Below are 17,626 nucleotides of genomic sequence, written 5' to 3'. Positions count from 1 at the left end.
TTTCAGCAGTTGATTGAAAGGGCATACATAACCTGGTTTGGTGGTGTCGCGGCGGGGAGCGCGCGTATAGAGGCAAACTGACCGGGCTTTGGCTTGAGTGAAGCCGCGAGTGGTCTTGTTTTCCCGGTGAAGCCGGGGCGGTGCGGGTACAGGAGGCTGCCGCTTGCGGGCTGCCGGGAACTTTGCGGACGGGTGTGTTGTCTATTGCTGCTTGGCTCAAGGTTCGGCGGGAGTTATAGATAGGTTTATGGTTTTGCTCAGGCATTCATAGCCACCAAAGGCAGGTTGGCTGATACATCGGGTAAAAAGACAAGCAGCAGCAGGGCGTAAGCAGTTTCGTAGTCTCTGAATCTCTCTTTGATGAACTTCAGTGCCTTGTTCAGGTGGTTTTCGATGTTGCTGTTGCTGGTGTGCAGCAGTTGGGCAATCTCGCTGTTGCTTTTGCCTTCCAGGCGGCTCATCTCGAAAACCCGACGCCGGACGGGGGGGAGCGTGGCACAGGCTTCTTCCAGCAGCTTCACCAAATCCCTGTAAGCTACCGCCTCCTCCGTAAAACAGCCTGTTCCTGTGCCTGTGGCGGCCATATACTCCGTAAAGGCAAATTCATACACCCGGCGCCTCGCCCTGTTGTACACCATGTTCCGGGCTATGCTGTACAGGTAGCCGTCGAGGTTCTGGCCCTCGTCCAGCAGGTGCCGCCGCTCCCACACTTTCAGAAACACCTCCTGCACGATTTCCTCGGCATCCTCCTTTTGCCCGCAAAGGCGCAGGGCGAAGGCATATAGCTTCGGTCCGAGCGCCTGGTACAGATTTTCGAAGGCAGCCATATCGCCCTTCCGGAGGGCGGCTATGGTACTCGCCAAACATGCGTTGCTTCCTGTATCCATCATAAGCTTGTTACTGGGTCGGATAATACATCCTGGGCAGGCACAGCTATATATAATTCAGCCCTGAGAATATTTATATATTAAAGTAGACGATAATATGCACAACTGCAAAAGTGAGTGCTTAATTTTTTTCTTGGAGAGGTGGTGCCGGGTGCGCTTCAAGTGTAAGTTATATATAAACACCGTTGAAAACAGATGGACAAGGGCTTGCTCGACAGGTTTTACAGAGGCGAATGCACCGGGGAGGAGGTGCAGGCTGTGCTGCAGTGGTTCCGGGACAACAGATTGGAGCCGGAGCAGGAGCAGGACCTGCAGGCCCTGTGGCAGGTGGCCGGAGAAGGGGAGGCAACTGCGGGCGACACGCACGAGCCAGACAGGATTTTCAGTGGAATCAGGGCGCAAATAGAGGAGTCGCAGCAGCAGAACAGTAGGACAGAAGCCCATGTGCTGCCCTTGCGACAGCCGCAGTTCTGGCTTAAGGCAGCGGCTGCTGTTTTATTGCCGCTATGCCTTATCTGGGCGCTCGTGCAGTATGCCTCCCGACCCACTGCAGCACCTGCTGTATATGTATCCGTGGCGGCCGCGCCCGGTGTCAAGAAAACCATCAACCTGCCGGACGGCTCTGTTATCAAATTAAATTCGAACAGCACCGTCTCCTTTCGCAAAGGTTTTGCCGGCGCCAAGCGCGAAATAGAATTGCGGGGCGAGGCCTTTTTTGAGGTGGCCGAAGACAGCCTCCGCCCGTTCGTGGTGCATACCGGCAACATCTCCACCCAGGCACTGGGCACCTCCTTCAACATCAACTACAGCCCCTACGATAAGGCCACCACGGTGGCGCTGGCCACGGGCGTGGTGAAGGTTGATAAGCAGGAACCGGGCCAGCAGCGGCAAATTGCACGCTTGGCGCCGGGGCAGCAGCTCTCTTACAACAGGATAACGCACCTCGCTGCAGTCGCCCCTTTCGACGGCGGCGAGGTGCTGGGCTGGAGGCAAGGGGTGCTGAACTTCAGGCAGGACAACATGGAACAAACCATAAGAAAGCTGGAGAACTGGTATGGGGTGAAGATAGAAGTAGATACCAGCGGGGTACCGGATAAGGCATGGAATTACACCGGGAAGTATGACAACGAGCCGCTTGGCAGGGTGCTGGAGGGCATCGGCTTTGTGAAAGACTTCACCCACCAACGGACAGGCAACCAGGTAAAGATTGTGTTTCACCGGCCAACCGGGCAAAACTGAGCGGGCATGTTAACGCAAAGGCAACGTTCAGCCAACACTAGGATAACAGCACAGGCGTAATTTTGTCCCTGAAAAAAGGGAAATCGCAGGAAAACGCGCTGTGGTTAGGTCTGATGACATACTTAATCCTTAACATACCATATATGGAAGACGAGGCCGAATGAAAAAGCAGCCAGTCCCGGGATAGGTCTGGCTGCTTTGCCCCTCCAGGAACCTGTTGCCGCATTTTCCTGCCGAGGGGCTGTTGTTTAACAGTTTTACTTGCACTAAACACTTGAAATTTATGGAAAACGATTTTTACCACTTACTGAAGCGGGGAGCCGGAAGAGCCCTGGCCGTGGCGTTGCTGCTGCTGGCTACGGTGCTCGCTGCATCCGCCGCAGACACAGCCGCCTCAGTGGCTGAATTGCAAAAGGCAAGGGTGACGCTATCACTGACGGAGGTCCCCCTGCGGGATTTCATAAGCAGCGTTGAGAAGCAGACCCCCTTCCGTTTCACGTTTGATGAGCATGTGCTGCGCAGCAGAAAGGCGATAACCGTCAGGGCCACCAACGAGCCGCTGGATAAAGTGCTGGACAGGGTGGCAGCGCAGGCCGGCCTGGAATTTAAGCTCATCAACAACAACATCCATATCCGGCTCGCGAAGACCGGGGCGGCGCAGCCAGTGAGCCCGCCCACCGCCAGGCCACAGGCACAGGTAACGGTGACCGGGCGCGTGACAGATAGCAACGGTACCGGCTTGCCCGGCGTGACGGTGCTGCTGAAGGGCTCCTCCATCGCCGCCCCAACCGACGCCGACGGAAGCTACACCATAGCGGTGCCCGATGGCAGCGGCACGCTGGTGTTCTCCTATATAGGCTACCAGGCGCAGGAAGTGCCCATCGACAACAGAACCACGATAAACGTGACACTTCAGGACGATGCAAAAGCGCTGGAAGAAGTGGTGGTGGTGGGCTACGGAACACAGAAGAAAGCCAACCTCACGGGCGCCGTGGACCAGGTGACGGCCGAGGTGTTCGAGAACCGCCCGGTACCGAACCTTGCCCAGGGGCTCCAGGGCGTGCTGCCCAACCTCAACCTGGTCCCGACCGACGGAAAGCCCATCCAGTCGCCGACCTTTAACGTGCGGGGAACCACCTCCATCGGGCAGGGCGGCAGCGCTTTGGTGCTGATTGACGGCGTGGAAGGCGACCCGAGCCTGCTCAACCCCAACGACATTGCCAGCATCACGGTATTGAAAGATGCCTCTTCGGCGGCTATATATGGGGCCCGTGGGGCATTCGGCGTGGTCCTCATCACCACCAAGGACCCCTCCAAAGACAAGACAAGCGTCACCTACTCAGGTAACTACGCCATCAAAACCCCGACTGCCGTTCCGGATTACGTGACAGACGGCTACCTATTTGCCAAGATGTTCAACGAAGGCTGGACTGCCTGGAACGACTACTCCCAGACGCCGCAGAACGTGAACAAGACGGTGAAGTTCTCCCAGGAGTACCTGGCCGAACTGGAGCGTCGGGCGAATGACCCCAGCCTGCCGGATGTGGAGGTAGGCCCCAACGGCGAGTATATGTACTATGGCAACACCGACTGGTTTGAGGAACTCTATAAAGACCATACCAGCGCCACCGAGCACAACCTCTCTGTTTCCGGCAGCAGCGGGAAGGCGAGCTTCTACGTCACCGGCAGGTACTTCGGCCAGGACGGCCTCTTCCGCTACAACTCCGACGATTACCGGATGTACAACTTCAGGGCAAAAGGCTCAATCGAGCTGTTCCCGTGGCTGCGCATCGACAACAACACCAGCTACTCCAACATGACCTACCACAACCCGCTGAACGTGGGCGAGGGCGGCGGCATCTGGCGGAACATCGCGGACGAGGGGCACACCATGGTGCCCATGTTCAACCCGGACGGCACACTAACCTACTCGGCAGCCTATACGGTCGGCGACTTCTGGTACGGCAAAAACGGCATCGACATGAACGAGCGCATCATCCGGAACACGGCAGGCTTCACCGCCAGCCTGCCCGGCGACAAGTTCAAGGTGATCGGCAACTTTACGTTCCAGAATATGGATGACGACCAGACGCAGATACGCGTGCCGGTTCCCTACAGCAGGATTCCGGGCGTGATTGAGTACGTGGGCACGAACACGAACGACATACAGGAGACCTACCGGGAGACGCGGTATATGGCTTCCAACATATATGGCGAGTATGAGACCAACTTTGGCGATGCGCATTACTTCAAAGCCATGGCCGGCTACAACTACGAGCAGTCCACTTACCAGGGGCTGCGGACGCAGCGGAACGGGCTGATCTTTGAGGGGGCAGAGGACATCAACCTGGCCCTGGGGCAGTCCATCAGCACAGGGGGCGGCTGGGAGCGCTGGAACATCGCCGGGGGCTTCTACCGGCTCAACTACTCCTTCAGGGAGCGCTACCTGCTGGAGGCCAGCGGCCGGTACGACGGCTCCTCCAAGTTCCCGGCGCATGAGCGCTACGCCTTCTTCCCGTCTTTCTCCGTCGGCTGGCGGGTCTCCAACGAGCCGTTCTGGAAGGTGTCTCCCAATGTGATTTCAGAACTGAAACTCAGGGCCTCCTACGGCTCGCTCGGAAACGGCAACATCGCCTCTTACGCCTTTCAGGAGCAATTCGGCATCTCCCAGTCCGGCAGGGTGCTGAACGGCGTGAGGCCGCAGCAGACAAGCCAGCCGGGCGTTATCCCGGACGGGCTGACCTGGGAAACCTCCACCACGCAGAACGTGGGCCTGGACCTGAGCATGCTGTCGAACCGGCTGACCTTCAACGGGGACGCCTACATCCGCAGGACGACCGATATGTTTACCGTGGGCATGACGCTTCCCGCCGTCTTCGGAACAGCGGTACCAAAAGGGAACTACGCTGACCTGGAGACGAAAGGCTGGGAAATGGCCCTGAACTGGCAGGATGTTTTCCATGTCGCTTCCAAGCCCCTGAACTACAGCCTGCGTCTGACGCTGGCGGACTACACCGCCGAAATCACCAAGTACAACAACCCGGAGAGGCGCCTCAGCGACTATTATGCAGGACAGACCGTGGGCGAGATATGGGGCTATGTAACTGAGGGGTACTTCACCTCGCAGGACGACATCGCGAACTCCCCGTCGCAGGCGCTGATAAGGGCGTCTACCAGCGGGCAACTGCTGCCCGGCGACATCAAGTTCGCGGACATCAACAACGACGGCGTCATCAACGACGGGGACAACACCGTGGACAGCCCGGGGGACAGAAAGATCATCGGCAATTCCTCCCCGCGCTATACCTATGGCGTCAACTTGGGGCTGGACTGGAACAACTTCTTCTTTACCACCTTCTTCCAAGGGGTGGCAAAGCAGGACTGGTACCCGGGCAGGGAAGCCTCGACCTTCTGGGGGCAGTACAACAGACCCTATAACAAACTGCCTGAGTGGCAACTGGGCAACATATGGTCGGAGGAGAACCCCGATGCCTATCTCCCCAGGTACAGGGGGTATGTGGCGCAGAACAGCTCCGGCGAGCTGGCGCAGGTGCAGACCAAATACCTGCAGAACGTGGCTTATGTGCGGATGAAGAACATCCAGGTCGGCTATATGCTTCCGCAGGCGCTTGTTAGCAAGGCAGGCATGAGCAATGCCAGAGTGTTCCTGTCAGGGGAGAACCTCTGGACCTGGTCACCGCTCTACAAGCGCACCAGGGACCTGGACGTAGAAAGCATCAACGGGTCTGACAGGGTACTGACCAGCGGCACCAGCGGGAACGGGTATAATTACCCTATCCTGAAAAGCGTCAGCATGGGCCTCTCCCTCACATTCTAAACTGAAGAAAGATGAATAAATTCCTATATACCATCATGAAGAAGCGATTAATGTGGCTCGTCCTCTTCAGCACATTTCTGGCAGGGTGCGAGAAGCTGGACCAGGCGCCGGTGGCCACCGCCACAAAAGAAGCCGTGTTCAGCAGCGAGAGAGGCCTGGAATTATATGCCAACTCTTTTTACAATGTGCTGCCGAGCGCCAACGACGTGCATCGGGGCGATGCCATGGCGGATTATTCCGCCAGAACCCAGGTGCCAGATTTTCTGAGGCCAGGCGCCTTCGGGCCCCGCGAGAGCTCTGGCTGGGACTGGGGAGAGCTGCGCAACATCAACTACTTCATCGCCAACAACAACGACCCGGCCCTTTCCCCGGCGGTGCGGAGCCACTATATGGGCCTGGCCCGGTTCTTCCGCGCCTGGTTCTACTTCGACAAGGTGAAGCGGTTCGGCGATGTGCCCTGGATCAGCAAGCCGATGGCGGTGGACGATCCGGAGCTGTACAATGGCCGTGACCCGCGCGCGCTGGTGATGGACTCCGTGCTGGCGGACCTGAACTATGCCTGCGAGAACATTGCCACCACCGACGATGACACCCGCAGCCTGGTAACCAAATATGTTGCCTACGCCTTCAAGTCGAGGGTGTGCCTGTACGAGGGCACCTTCCGGAAGTATCATACGGACCAGCAACTCGGAAGCTCGGCGGATGCCTGGCTGCAGGAGGCTGTAGCCGCCTCGGAAAAGGTGATGCAGGAGAGCGGCTTCAGCCTGAACACAGCCGGGGGGGCGGAAAATGCGTACCGGCAGCTCTTCACGAGCCAAACGCCTGTTGCGTCTGAAGTGATGCTGGCGGCTGTGGTGGACCCTGCCCTCAGCGTGTTCAACGACGCCAACTGGTGGTGGACCAGCTCCACGTACGGTGCCAGGGTGAGCCTGATCCGGACATTTGTAAATACCTACCTGAAAGAAGACGGCACACCGTTTACCGACACGCCCGGACACGAGACGATGCTGTTTTCGGAGGAGGTGGAGGGACGGGACGCCCGGCTGGCGCAAACCATCCGCACAGGCGACTACAAAAGGATTAACGGTGGCACTCCCGTGCCAGCGCCCCCTGTCTTCTCCTACACCTACACAGGCTACCAGCCCATCAAGTGGACGCTGGACGACACTTACTTTGACGGCGGGAGCCGGAACACCAACTCCATCCCCATCATCCGCTTTGCCGAGGTGCTGCTGAACTATGCGGAGGCAAAGGCAGAACTGGGCACCTTCACCGATGAAGACTGGGCGATGACCATCGGGGCGCTGCGGCAGCGCGCAGGCATCACCGGAGGGCTGGAAACAAAGCCACAGGTGGCCGACCCTTACCTGCAGGCGAACTATTTCCCTAACATCTCGGACCCGGCATTGCTGGAGGTGCGAAGGGAGCGGGGCATCGAGCTGGCCCTGGAGGGCTTCCGGTTCGATGATATCGTCAGGTGGGAGCGGGGAGAACTCATGGAAATGGTATGGAACGGCTTCTACGTGCCCGGGCTCAACCAGCCGCTCGACCTGAACGAAGACGGCGTGCTGGACGTGAGCTTCTACAAGACAATGCCCGCAAACCCGCTGCCGGGTGTCACTTACGTCAACGTTTCGGAGACGCTGAGCGGGGGCAGCCCGAACCCGCAGCGGCTGTCAGAAGACACGCACGGGGAACTGACCTGGCTCGCCAACATCCCAAGGGTCTGGGACGACAAGTATTACCTCTATCCTATTCCGGAGAGGGACAGGCTCCTGAACCCGGAACTGGGGCAGAACCCAGGCTGGTAATCCCTGGTGTATTCCCCTGAAAGTGCCGGATGAAACTACAATTCTAATCCGGCGCTTTCAGGGGAGCATCAAAATGCATAGATTGTACAGAAACTCAAATCAGAACATATATGAATTTTAAGCGATTTCTTTTTTCTCTTGTGGTACTCTGTGGCGTCACAACTTTGGCCTACGCCCAGCAGCTTACGGTCGGCTCGTACAATGTGCGGTACGACAACCCCGGGGACACCGGCAACCTGTGGAAAGACCGGGCACCCGTGGTCGCGGAGCTGATCCGATTCCATGACTTTGACGTGTTCGGGACGCAGGAGGCGCTGAAGAACCAACTCGACGACATCAATAAGGCCCTGCCGCAGTACGCCCGCTATGGGGCAGGCCGGGACGACGGAAAGGAAAAGGGCGAGCACTCCGCCATTTTCTTCAAGAAGGACAGGTTCAAGGTGCTGGACAAAGGAGACTTCTGGCTGTCGGAGACACCGGACAAGCCCTCCCTCGGGTGGGACGCCACCTGCTGCAACCGCATCGCCTCCTGGGTATACCTGCAGGACTTGGACACTAAAAAGAAGTTCTATTTCTTTAATGTCCACTATGACCACCAGGGAATGCAGGCGCGCAAAGAGAGCAGCAAGCTCATGCTGCGCAAGATAAAGGAGATTGCCGGGAAAGAGCCTGTGATACTGACCGGAGACTTCAACGGCGACCACGCCAGCGAATGGTATCAGACACTCGCCAACTCCGACCTGCTGAAGGACACATACAAGGAGGTGGAGCACCCCTATGCCAACAACGCCTCCTTCAACGGGTTCAAGCAGCAGTCTGACCGGGATGAAATCATCGACCATGTATTCGTAACCGACAACTTCAAAGTCAACAAGTGGGGCATACTCACCGACACCTACCACGGCAAGTTCCCCTCAGACCATTTCCCGATTCTGGTAGAGCTGACGTACGGTGCCGGGAAGTAAGGGATAGAGGGCTTGCTTCCGACGAAAACCTCAACTTGCCGGGATGCCTGCTGAGTTATATATAGCAGCGTAAGAGCAACCATTGGTTAGGCTCCGGATAAAACGGGAGTGCCTCCGGGCTTTTTGGAAAGAATAATTTTTCTATTCCCAAAAGGCCGGAGGCATTCCCGTTTATCGTTTATTCCGACGCGTTGCTCTGCAGGCCCTCAAAAATTCGTTCCGGCCACCCGGTAAATCCGGCCCCACCACGCCATGGTGGCATCTGCAGGGCTGTTGCTCCCCGTGTCGCGCAGGAAGGGCGAAAAAGCTTGATATATGGCTATTAGTGCATGCTCATCTTCGTACGGCCAAAGCAGCGGGGCAACCCACCCTTGCCTGCGGGAGCGGGGGAGTTGCCGGGGTGTCCGCTTGGGTAAGGTTTGGCTTGCCTGAGTGCCGGAACCGCAGCCAGCCTTGCTCATATGCAGTGCCGACTTTAAATAATTTAATTGCCTGTGTTATTGTATATATAAACTATAAAGCTAAATTTATTCAGAAACATTCTGCCCGGATGCTTTTCTGATGGGGTGTTGTCCTCAGTGCTCCGGGAGGTAGGGCATGAAAGGACTCTTGCCGGATAGCGGAAGTACGGAAAGGGTTCAGGGTATTGTACAGCACCGGGGTGCCAGCAGCCAAACCAGGCATTATACCGTGGACAGGTTTAGTTGGCGGTTGAATTAGGCGCATGGAATTACACAAGGATTCGGACCAAAGTGACCAGCTGTGGGTAGATTTTCAGAATGGCAGTGAAAAGGCGTTTGCGGAGATATACAACTCCTTCTTCCGTCTGCTTTACAACTATGGCTGTAAGTTTACCGCTGATAAGGACCTGGTGAAGGACAGCATTCACGACCTGTTCGTGAAGCTGTGGGAGAAGCGGTGTGACGGGAGCATTGTTACCTCTCTCAAATACTATCTTTTAAAGGCCATGCGCCATAAAATGCTGGACGCGCTGGACAGGAAGAAGAAACTAAGCCTTGGGCAGGAGAGTCTCTCCGAGGCGCGTTTTGAACTTGTGCTGCCATATGAGTCCCTGCTGATTTCCCACCAGCTGTCCCAGGAGCAACAGGCTAGCCTTCAGAGAGCCATAAACTCGCTGACCCCACGGCAAAAGGAAGCCATCTTCCTGAGATATTACAATAGCATGTCGTACGAGGAGATAGCATCGCTCATGTCCCTCAGCGTCGACTCCTGCTACAACCTCGTTTCAAAGGCGCTTCACCTGATTAAAACAGATATCGTCAGAGTCGCGCTCTGCCTTCTCTGCCTATGCGCGTGAACAGGGAGCGCCCGCTACACGAGCGGCCTGTCTGCCATTATAGAAATTTATATCTCCTTTGCTGAGAGAAGCAAGGCACCTCCGGTCTGTTTCACTGCCTGGATGGCTCTCCGCCTTGCCTCGGACCCTTGCCAAACGCTCCCGTTCGTAGAGGTTCCAGAGGCGAAAACCAGTCCTTTAAAAAAACTTTTAATTTTTTGATGAGATTTTGAAGCCATCGCCGCCTTATATAGGTGAGTGACCAATTACTAAAAGCAGCTCCACTACAAGCAAGGAAAATGAACTATTTCGATTACTCGGTGGAGGATTTCGCCATGGACTCGCGCTTTCAACGGTGGGTACAGCACCCTGGCAGAGAAGACGCCCTTTTTTGGCAGAAATGGCTTAGTGAACACCCGGAGAAACGACAGACGATAGAACAGGCCCGTAGCCTGGTTCTATTGTTTAGCTTCAAGGAGGACATACCGGCAGAAGGGGAGCAGGAGGAAGTATGGGAAAGGATCGCGGAGAGCAGGCACGCATCCGGCACTACAAGGAAGCTCAGGCCGGAAAGCCGCTGGCAGCCCTTTGGCAAGTGGGCGGCAGTGGCAGCGCTGCTTCTGGTGTCAGGGTTTCTGTTTTACCTGCTGCGCGCGGACAGGACGGTCAGGTACCACACGGACTTCGGGCAGCAAAAAGGTATCACGCTCGCGGATGGAACAGCCGTGCTTATGAATGCAAACTCAACCCTGGAAGTGCTGCCCAACTGGTGGGGCTGGGGAGAATCCAGGGAAGTGCGGCTAACCGGTGAGGCTTTCTTTAAAGTGGCGAAGAAGAAGGGGTTCGGGGACAAGCGCTTTACCGTGCATACCGAAAAGGTGGATGTAGTGGTGCTGGGCACGCAGTTTAACGTTTTCAGCAGGGCCAGGGGGAGCCAGGTGGTTCTGAACTCGGGCAGGGTAAAGCTGAAGCTGAACCGCGAAGGGCAGTCTGGCCCCATTCTGATGAAGCCCGGGGAACTGGTGGGGCTATACGAGGGCTCGGGGAGTCCGGTTAGGAAGAAGGTTGACCCGGAACGGTACAACGACTGGACAAGACAACAGTGGATTATGGACGGCACCACCCTCCGGGAGGTGACAAACAGGATAGAGGAGACATTTGGGATAGAGGTGGCCTTTGCCAGCCCCGACATTGCGCAGGAGCGCATGAGGGGTGTTATCTCCACCGAAAACCTGGATGATCTGCTGGACGCTTTAGCCAAGGTAAATGAGTTGCATGTAAAGCGGGAAGGTAACCGCCTTCTGTTCGAGAGACAGGAACTGAATTAATCGAATCTTCTATACTACTTAACTACTTAAGTCTATGCAAAAGAAGTTTTACCACACAGTCAGGATAACGCTGCTGTCCCTCTCGGTCGCTGTGCTCGCCTTCCCTGAGGATGCGTTCTCTCAGGAATTCTCGTTGGCAGCCAACGCAGCAGTGGAAAAGCGCGTGGCTCGTGTCAACCCGTCGGAAGCGGCCCTGGTGCCCCTGGAAGACGTGTTTGGGCAGCTTGAGAAAAAATACAACGTTCGCTTCACCTACAACCAGGAAGTGCTGGAGGGCCTCCAAGTCCGGGCGGTAGACCCCTCCGCAAAGGAACTGGAAGAGGTGCTGGACGGTATTTTGAAATCCAATGGCCTGAAGTATAAGAAATACAACAAGCCGGAGAACACCTATTTCATATACCATGGCATGGAACAGGCGACGCCTGACAAGGGAAGCGAAGGTGCGAAGCCAGCAACACCCATTGTGCAGGCTACCCAGGTGACCGGCCGCGTGACAGACAACAGCGGCGCAGGCCTGCCGGGTGTGAGCATCGCGGTGAAAGGGACGAGCAGAGGAGCCGTCACGGATGCGCAGGGCAGTTTCTCGCTCAGCGCTTCTCCCGGCGATGTGCTCGTGTTCTCCTATATCGGGTATTCTGCAAAAGAAGTGACGGTCGGCAACCAGACCAGCCTCAACGTGGTGCTGAACGAGGATGCCGAGGCGCTGGAGGAAGTGGTGGTAACGGCTCTGGGTATAAAGCGGGAAGCCAAGAAACTGGGCTATGCCACAGCCACCGTAGATACGGAGGCGCTTTTAAGCAGCCGGTCCACCAACGTGGGGAATAATCTGGTCGGAAAGGTGTCCGGGGTCAATGTACAGGCGCCGCCTACCGGCCCGGGCGGCTCCTCCAAGATCAGGATACGCGGCCAGTCTTCGTTCGGCGGCGACAACTCTCCGCTGATAGTGGTGAACGGCGTGCCGATTAACAACAACGCGGGCGGCCTCGGAAACGCTGCCGGAGAGGGGTTTGCCGGAGAGGCGAAGTCAGACACCGGAGACGGCCTGCAAAGTATAAACCCGGAGGATATAGAATCCATGACCGTGCTGAAGGGGGCCGCCGCCGCCGCGCTGTATGGCTTCCGGGCGAAGGACGGCGCCATCATCATCACCACGAAAGATGGCGCTAACGTGACGGGCATCGGCATAACGGTGTCTTCCACGGTGCAGGCCGATCAGGCGCTGGATTTCACAGACTTTCAATATGAGTACGGCCAGGGCGAAGGCGGTGTGCGCCCGAAGACCGTGGGTGAGGCCCGGTCATCAGGTGTGTGGAGCTTCGGCGAGCGCTTCGATGGCCAGCCAACGTGGCAGGTTGATGGGGAGCAGCACCCGTACGTGCCTTTCAAGGACCGCACCCACGCTTTTTACCGCACCGGGCTGATGTTGCAGAACAGCGTGGCTTTAGCCGGGGGAAACGACAAGGGGAGTTTCCGCGTGTCCTTCTCTAATACCGATGCCGAGAGCATTGTGCCAAACTCAGCCTTTATCAGACGGTCTGTGAACCTTGGTTTGAATTACAACCTGACGGAAAAGCTTTCCACGCAGGTCAATGCCAACTACTCCAACGAGTACAACAAGAATCCGCCCGTTGTTTCGCAGCAGGATTATAACGTGAACTCCACGCTTTACACCCTGGCCAACAGCATAGACCCGAGGTGGATGAAGGATGCCTACAAAGACCCGGTTACCGGCAACGAAATCAACCCGGCGCGTTTTACGAACCGTACCAACATGTACTGGTCTATATATGAGCGGTTCGAGAACCGCAAACGCGACCGCCTCTTCGGCAACGTGTCATTGCGGTACCAGTTCACGCCCTGGCTCTATGCCCAGGGGCGCGTGGGGCAGGACTATTTCAATGTGAACCACGAGGTGAACCGCCCCACCGGGACAGCTTTTCTACCGCCTGCTACGTCAGGTTTCAATGGCAATTATTACCAGGACTCAGAGACTTTCCGGGAGCTCAATCTCGACTTCCTGGTGGGGGCGAACCGGGAATTCGGCGATTTCAGCATCGACGCGACCATCGGGGGCAACTCCATGGACCAGCGGTCCCAGACGCTGAGCACATCCGTCACCAATTTCTACGTGCGGGACCTGTACACTATCGGTAACGGGCAGATAAAGGATCCTAATTTCAATTACTACAGAAAGAAAGTGAACTCCATATATGGAACAGTGGATTTCGGCTTCCGGGAGTATCTGTTCTTGACGCTTACGGGCCGCAACGACTGGTTCTCCACGCTCAATCCGGAGTCGAACAGCTACCTTTACCCGTCGGTGAGCACCAGCTTTGTGTTTAGTCAGGCGCTTGCGTCCTCGCTGCCCTCCTGGGTTAACTTTGGCAAGCTGCGAGCCGCCTACGCCGAAGTGGGCGGAGACACAGACCCCTATACCAACCAGCTCTTCTACTCGCTGAACAACCAGACCCTGAACGGCATCCCGCTGGGAAGCATTGCCGGTTCGGTGAGCCCCAACCCGAACCTGAGGCCTCTGAAAGTGAAAGAAGCGGAGGTGGGCCTGGAGCTAAGGTTGTTTAACAGCCGCGTGAACCTGGACATGGCGCTGTACCGCAAGAACACCGTGGACGAAATCCTGAATGTGGACATTTCCAACGCCTCGGGCTTCGGGCAGACAAAAGTGAACGTGGGAAGACTCCGGAACGAAGGTATAGAAATGCTGCTGGGCTTCATCCCGGTAACGAACAGCAATTTCTCCTGGGAGACCGCCTTCAACCTGACTTACAACAAGAGCGAAGTGCTGGAACTGGCAAACAACCAGCAGCGGATTGACGTGGGGACGGGCGAATACACCGGTATCGTGTCGCATGAAGTCGGGAAGCCGCTGGGTTCGCTGCGCGGCGTCGATTTCAGGCGCGATGAGCAGGGACGGGTTGTTACATCCAATGGTAATATGTTAGGAGGAGATATTGTGACCTACGGCAGCGCAATTCCGACCCACACGGGCGGATGGCTCAACACCCTCAACTTCAAAGGCTTCCGCTTCTTCACACAGGTCGACTTTAAGGCAGGCCACAAGCTGATCTCTAACTCCAACTTCAACTGGTACCGCCACGGCCTGCACAAGGCGACATTGCCCGGACGCGAGGGAGGGGTTATATATCCGAGCGTGACGCCGGAGGGCGACCCGAACACAACGCCGGTAGTCCCCGGAACATTTTACAATGGCGTCCGGAGCTTCAGCATCGCCACCCCATTTGTATATGACGCCAGCTTTGTCAGGTGGCGAACCGCCTCGCTGGGGTACGATCTCACCAAGCTGCTGAGCAACACGTTCATCAAGGGGCTGAACATCAACGCCTACGTGAACAACGTGCTGATGATCAAGAAGTATGTTGACAACCTTGATCCGGAGTCCCAGTACTCTGCTTCCGACAACCTGGCAGGGCTCGAGGCGCACTCGCTGCCCACCACCCGCAGCTATGGTGTAAACGTCAACATTAAACTATAATGTCAATTATGAGCAACATCATGATAAAGAACATATATAAATCCGTGGTGCTGATTGCTTTGCTGATCGGTGCGGGCGGCTGCGATAAGGATTTTGAGGAGATAAACACAAATCCGATACAGCCCACGACCCTCAACCCCGAGTACCTGTTCTCGGATGCGCTGCGCACTTCCGCTGTCAACACGCTGGGTTACCAGGCGGCCATTGTGCAGCAGGTGCAGATACCCTACTCAGGAAACCCGGCGGGCGGCAATCTCAATGTGGTGAATGAAACACAGTCTGCCCCCATTTTTAACGACCTCTACACTTTGTCGATCAGGAACCTGACTGCCATCATCGACATGACGAAGGACGACCCGGACCGGAGCAACCTCTACAACATGGCCAGGATCTGGCGCGCGTACTGCTTCCAGATTCTGGTGGACACCTACGGCGATGTGCCTTACTTTGAGGCGGGCAAAGGCTTCCTGGAGAGCACCTACCTGCCCAAGTATGATGAGGCCTCGGTTATATATGAGGACATCATAAAGGAATACCAGCAGGCGACTGACTCCCTGGAGCCGGAGGGCGATATCGTGCAGGGAGACTTGTTCTACGGGGGCGATATTGAGCAGTGGAAAAAGCTTGGCAACTCGCTTTTGCTGCGCACCGGCATGCGTTACACTGAGATTGACGAGGCAAAAGCGCAATCTATTGTCACGACAGCGGTTGACCCGGCAAGGGGCGGCGTCATGGCTTCGAACGAGGACAACGCTTATGTTCCCTACAGTGCGGTTTTCATCCATCCCTTCTCGGCTCCGCTGATGGCTACTGAGCGGCTTAACTACTATGTAGGCGCTCCGTTTGTTGAGTTCCTTCAGAGCACCGATGATCCGCGACTGGAATACATTGCGGTGAAATATGAGAACCCTGCCGGAACCCTGGAGTCATTAGGAGAGGAAAACACGAACCCGGATGACCAGCAAGGAATGCCCTATGGGTATGATGACACGAACATTGCCAACGCACCTGGTTTCCCCGGTAAAATCGGCGCTGCCTACGCCTACTCCCAGTTCAACCGCAGGACGGTGCTGCAACTCGACAGGCCGCAGTTCCTGGTGACGTACGCCCAGACATCGCTGCTTCTGGCAGAGGCTGCGCACAGAGGGTATATAACTGGAGGCGAGGCCGTGGCTCAGGAGAATTATGAAGCTGGTATCAGGGCGCACATGGAGCAGATGGAGGCTTACAGTGGCGTGACCGAGGACGCCATCATCAACATTACACCGGAAGAGGTGGATGCCTTCCTGGCACAGCCTGAGATTGCCTATGACCCCGCCCAGGCATTGGAGCTGATAAACGAGCAGTACTGGGTTGCATCTTTCCTGCAGTTCGAGGAAGCCTGGTCTAACTTCCGCAGAAGCGGCTACCCGGAATTAGAGCCTATCAACTATGCGAGTCAGGACCCTTCTGTAAACGATATTGGGGGCGGCTTCATCCGCAGGCTGCCCTATCCGCTGCGGGAAATCTCTGTAAACGAAGACAATGTAAAGGAGGCCATCGCTCGGATGGGGGGCAACACGCTCGGCAACCCGGTGTTCTGGGACGTGGTGGAGTAGTGCGGCCCATACGAAAGAGGTAGTTGTTCCCACGGTACAACCCTGGCTGGTTTTCAAGAGGGTAAGACTTATATATGTTTTACCCTCTCGCCAGGGGCAGGATGATATAGCCTTCAACCGCACCCGCAACGTTGCGGCTATATAGGGCTATAACTCCCGGAGTAGTTTTCAGCAAAGTCAAAAACAAGGTATATGAAAAAAAATTACGCACTCCTTCTCATTGTACTCTTTCTTGGCCTTTCCACCACCTCGCAGGCGCAGCAGATTTCCCGCGAGGAGCTGCTCTTTCTCACCCCCGAGTGGAAAGGCGAGCGCTTCCCCGACGGCCGCCCGAAGGTTCCGGATGCTATTCTCGAGAGAATGAAGCTGGTAACCCACGAAGAGGCCTGGGCGGTGATGAAGGGAGAGAACTACAAGCACCAGTACGCCGAGGGATGGCTGGTGATAAACCCCGACAGTGTGCTGGTGGGCCGCGCGCTCACGGCCACGTTCATGCCGGGCCGCCCCGACGTCCAGCGGGTTATCACGGAGAAGGGCCATAAAAAGGACGGACGGATCAAGGACCAGAACTCCTGGCCCGTTGACATGCTGGTGAAGGGCGACGTATATGTGGCCGATCAGTTCGGGGCGCATGAAAACGGCCCGACCATTGGCGACAACCTGGCGAACTCCATCTATGCCAAATCAGGAAACGGGATTGTCTACAACGGGGCCGTGCGGGATATAGCGGGACTGAAGGAACTGGGCTCTTTCACCTCTTTTGTGCGCAGCTACCACCCCTCTCACCACCTGAACAACCCGGACGGAGAACTCAACACCACGCTCATCGGAATCAACAAGCCTACCCGGATAGGGGATGTGATGGTGTTGCCCGGCGATATCGTGCTGGGCCGCGACGGAGGGGTGAGTTTCATACCGCCGCACCTGGCCGAGAAAGTGGTGAAAACCTCTGAAGTCGTCAGGCTCCGGGATATGTTCGGTCACCAGCGCCTGCGCGAGCAGAAATATACGGCAGGGCAGATTGACAACCGCTGGTCGCCGGAAATAGAGAAAGACTTCTCGAAATGGCTGAACGACCACCTGGACGAGTTGCCGGTTCCGAAAGAGCAGATCCAGGAGATGCTGAAAACCCGCACCTGGTAAAGGCGCGGT

The 17,626-nt window shown here is 56.5% G+C and carries 10 protein-coding genes; 9 read left to right on the top strand and 1 reads right to left on the bottom strand.

The window, feature by feature from the left end:
- Positions 1 to 257: 257 nt before the first annotated feature.
- Positions 258 to 863, bottom strand: coding sequence for an RNA polymerase sigma factor (locus GSQ62_RS07335; protein WP_161888903.1), 606 nt, complete (start codon positions 861 to 863; stop codon positions 258 to 260).
- A gap of 219 nt (positions 864 to 1,082) precedes the next feature.
- On the opposite strand from GSQ62_RS07335, the gene GSQ62_RS07330 reads away from it, so the two are divergent.
- The 9 genes from GSQ62_RS07330 (at position 1,083) to GSQ62_RS07290 (ending at position 17,617) form a co-directional block, all read left to right on the top strand.
- Positions 1,083 to 2,126 (top strand): FecR family protein, encoded by a 1,044-nt coding sequence (locus tag GSQ62_RS07330; protein WP_161888902.1) that lies wholly within the window; start codon positions 1,083 to 1,085, stop codon positions 2,124 to 2,126.
- A gap of 283 nt (positions 2,127 to 2,409) precedes the next feature.
- On the top strand, positions 2,410 to 5,964 hold the full coding sequence (locus GSQ62_RS07325; RefSeq protein WP_161888901.1) for a TonB-dependent receptor: 3,555 nt from the start codon (positions 2,410 to 2,412) through the stop codon (positions 5,962 to 5,964).
- Positions 5,965 to 5,975: 11 nt separating this feature from the next.
- Positions 5,976 to 7,775 (top strand): RagB/SusD family nutrient uptake outer membrane protein, encoded by a 1,800-nt coding sequence (locus tag GSQ62_RS07320; RefSeq protein WP_237587053.1) that lies wholly within the window; start codon positions 5,976 to 5,978, stop codon positions 7,773 to 7,775.
- 110 nt (positions 7,776 to 7,885) lie between these two features.
- A complete protein-coding gene (locus GSQ62_RS07315; protein WP_161888900.1) occupies positions 7,886 to 8,740 on the top strand; it encodes an endonuclease/exonuclease/phosphatase family protein in 855 nt (284 codons plus the stop codon).
- Positions 8,741 to 9,464: 724 nt separating this feature from the next.
- Positions 9,465 to 10,058, top strand: a complete 594-nt coding sequence (locus GSQ62_RS07310; RefSeq protein WP_161888899.1) for an RNA polymerase sigma factor — start codon at positions 9,465 to 9,467, stop codon at positions 10,056 to 10,058.
- A gap of 278 nt (positions 10,059 to 10,336) precedes the next feature.
- The gene (locus tag GSQ62_RS07305) at positions 10,337 to 11,365 is read left to right on the top strand and encodes a FecR domain-containing protein (protein ID WP_161888898.1); all 1,029 of its coding nucleotides are present in this window, start codon (positions 10,337 to 10,339) and stop codon (positions 11,363 to 11,365) included.
- Positions 11,366 to 11,399: 34 nt separating this feature from the next.
- Entirely contained in the window at positions 11,400 to 14,876 is a 3,477-nt protein-coding gene (locus GSQ62_RS07300; protein ID WP_161888897.1) for a SusC/RagA family TonB-linked outer membrane protein, read from the top strand.
- Between the two features lie 20 nt (positions 14,877 to 14,896).
- Positions 14,897 to 16,474, top strand: coding sequence for a SusD/RagB family nutrient-binding outer membrane lipoprotein (locus tag GSQ62_RS07295; protein WP_161888896.1), 1,578 nt, complete (start codon positions 14,897 to 14,899; stop codon positions 16,472 to 16,474).
- Between the two features lie 192 nt (positions 16,475 to 16,666).
- Entirely contained in the window at positions 16,667 to 17,617 is a 951-nt protein-coding gene (locus GSQ62_RS07290; RefSeq protein WP_161888895.1) for an RraA family protein, read from the top strand.
- Positions 17,618 to 17,626: the final 9 nt, after the last annotated feature.

Source organism: Pontibacter russatus (assembly GCF_009931655.1).
Lineage (GTDB): Bacteria > Bacteroidota > Bacteroidia > Cytophagales > Hymenobacteraceae > Pontibacter > Pontibacter russatus.
Note: the sequence above shows the minus strand (reverse complement) of the source record. Positions and strands in the feature narration are given on the sequence as shown.

What these genes read in the sequence shown, in the direction of transcription:
- GSQ62_RS07290 (WP_161888895.1), top strand. Translation starts at nt 16,667, where the DNA reads ATGAAAAAAAATTACGCACTCCTTCTCATTGTACTCTTTCTTGGCCTT.
- GSQ62_RS07300 (WP_161888897.1), top strand. Translation starts at nt 11,400, where the DNA reads ATGCAAAAGAAGTTTTACCACACAGTCAGGATAACGCTGCTGTCCCTC.
- GSQ62_RS07305 (WP_161888898.1), top strand. Translation starts at nt 10,337, where the DNA reads ATGAACTATTTCGATTACTCGGTGGAGGATTTCGCCATGGACTCGCGC.
- GSQ62_RS07315 (WP_161888900.1), top strand. Translation starts at nt 7,886, where the DNA reads ATGAATTTTAAGCGATTTCTTTTTTCTCTTGTGGTACTCTGTGGCGTC.
- GSQ62_RS07320 (WP_237587053.1), top strand. Translation starts at nt 5,976, where the DNA reads ATGAATAAATTCCTATATACCATCATGAAGAAGCGATTAATGTGGCTC.
- GSQ62_RS07310 (WP_161888899.1), top strand. Translation starts at nt 9,465, where the DNA reads ATGGAATTACACAAGGATTCGGACCAAAGTGACCAGCTGTGGGTAGAT.
- GSQ62_RS07295 (WP_161888896.1), top strand. Translation starts at nt 14,897, where the DNA reads ATGATAAAGAACATATATAAATCCGTGGTGCTGATTGCTTTGCTGATC.
- GSQ62_RS07325 (WP_161888901.1), top strand. Translation starts at nt 2,410, where the DNA reads ATGGAAAACGATTTTTACCACTTACTGAAGCGGGGAGCCGGAAGAGCC.
- GSQ62_RS07330 (WP_161888902.1), top strand. Translation starts at nt 1,083, where the DNA reads ATGGACAAGGGCTTGCTCGACAGGTTTTACAGAGGCGAATGCACCGGG.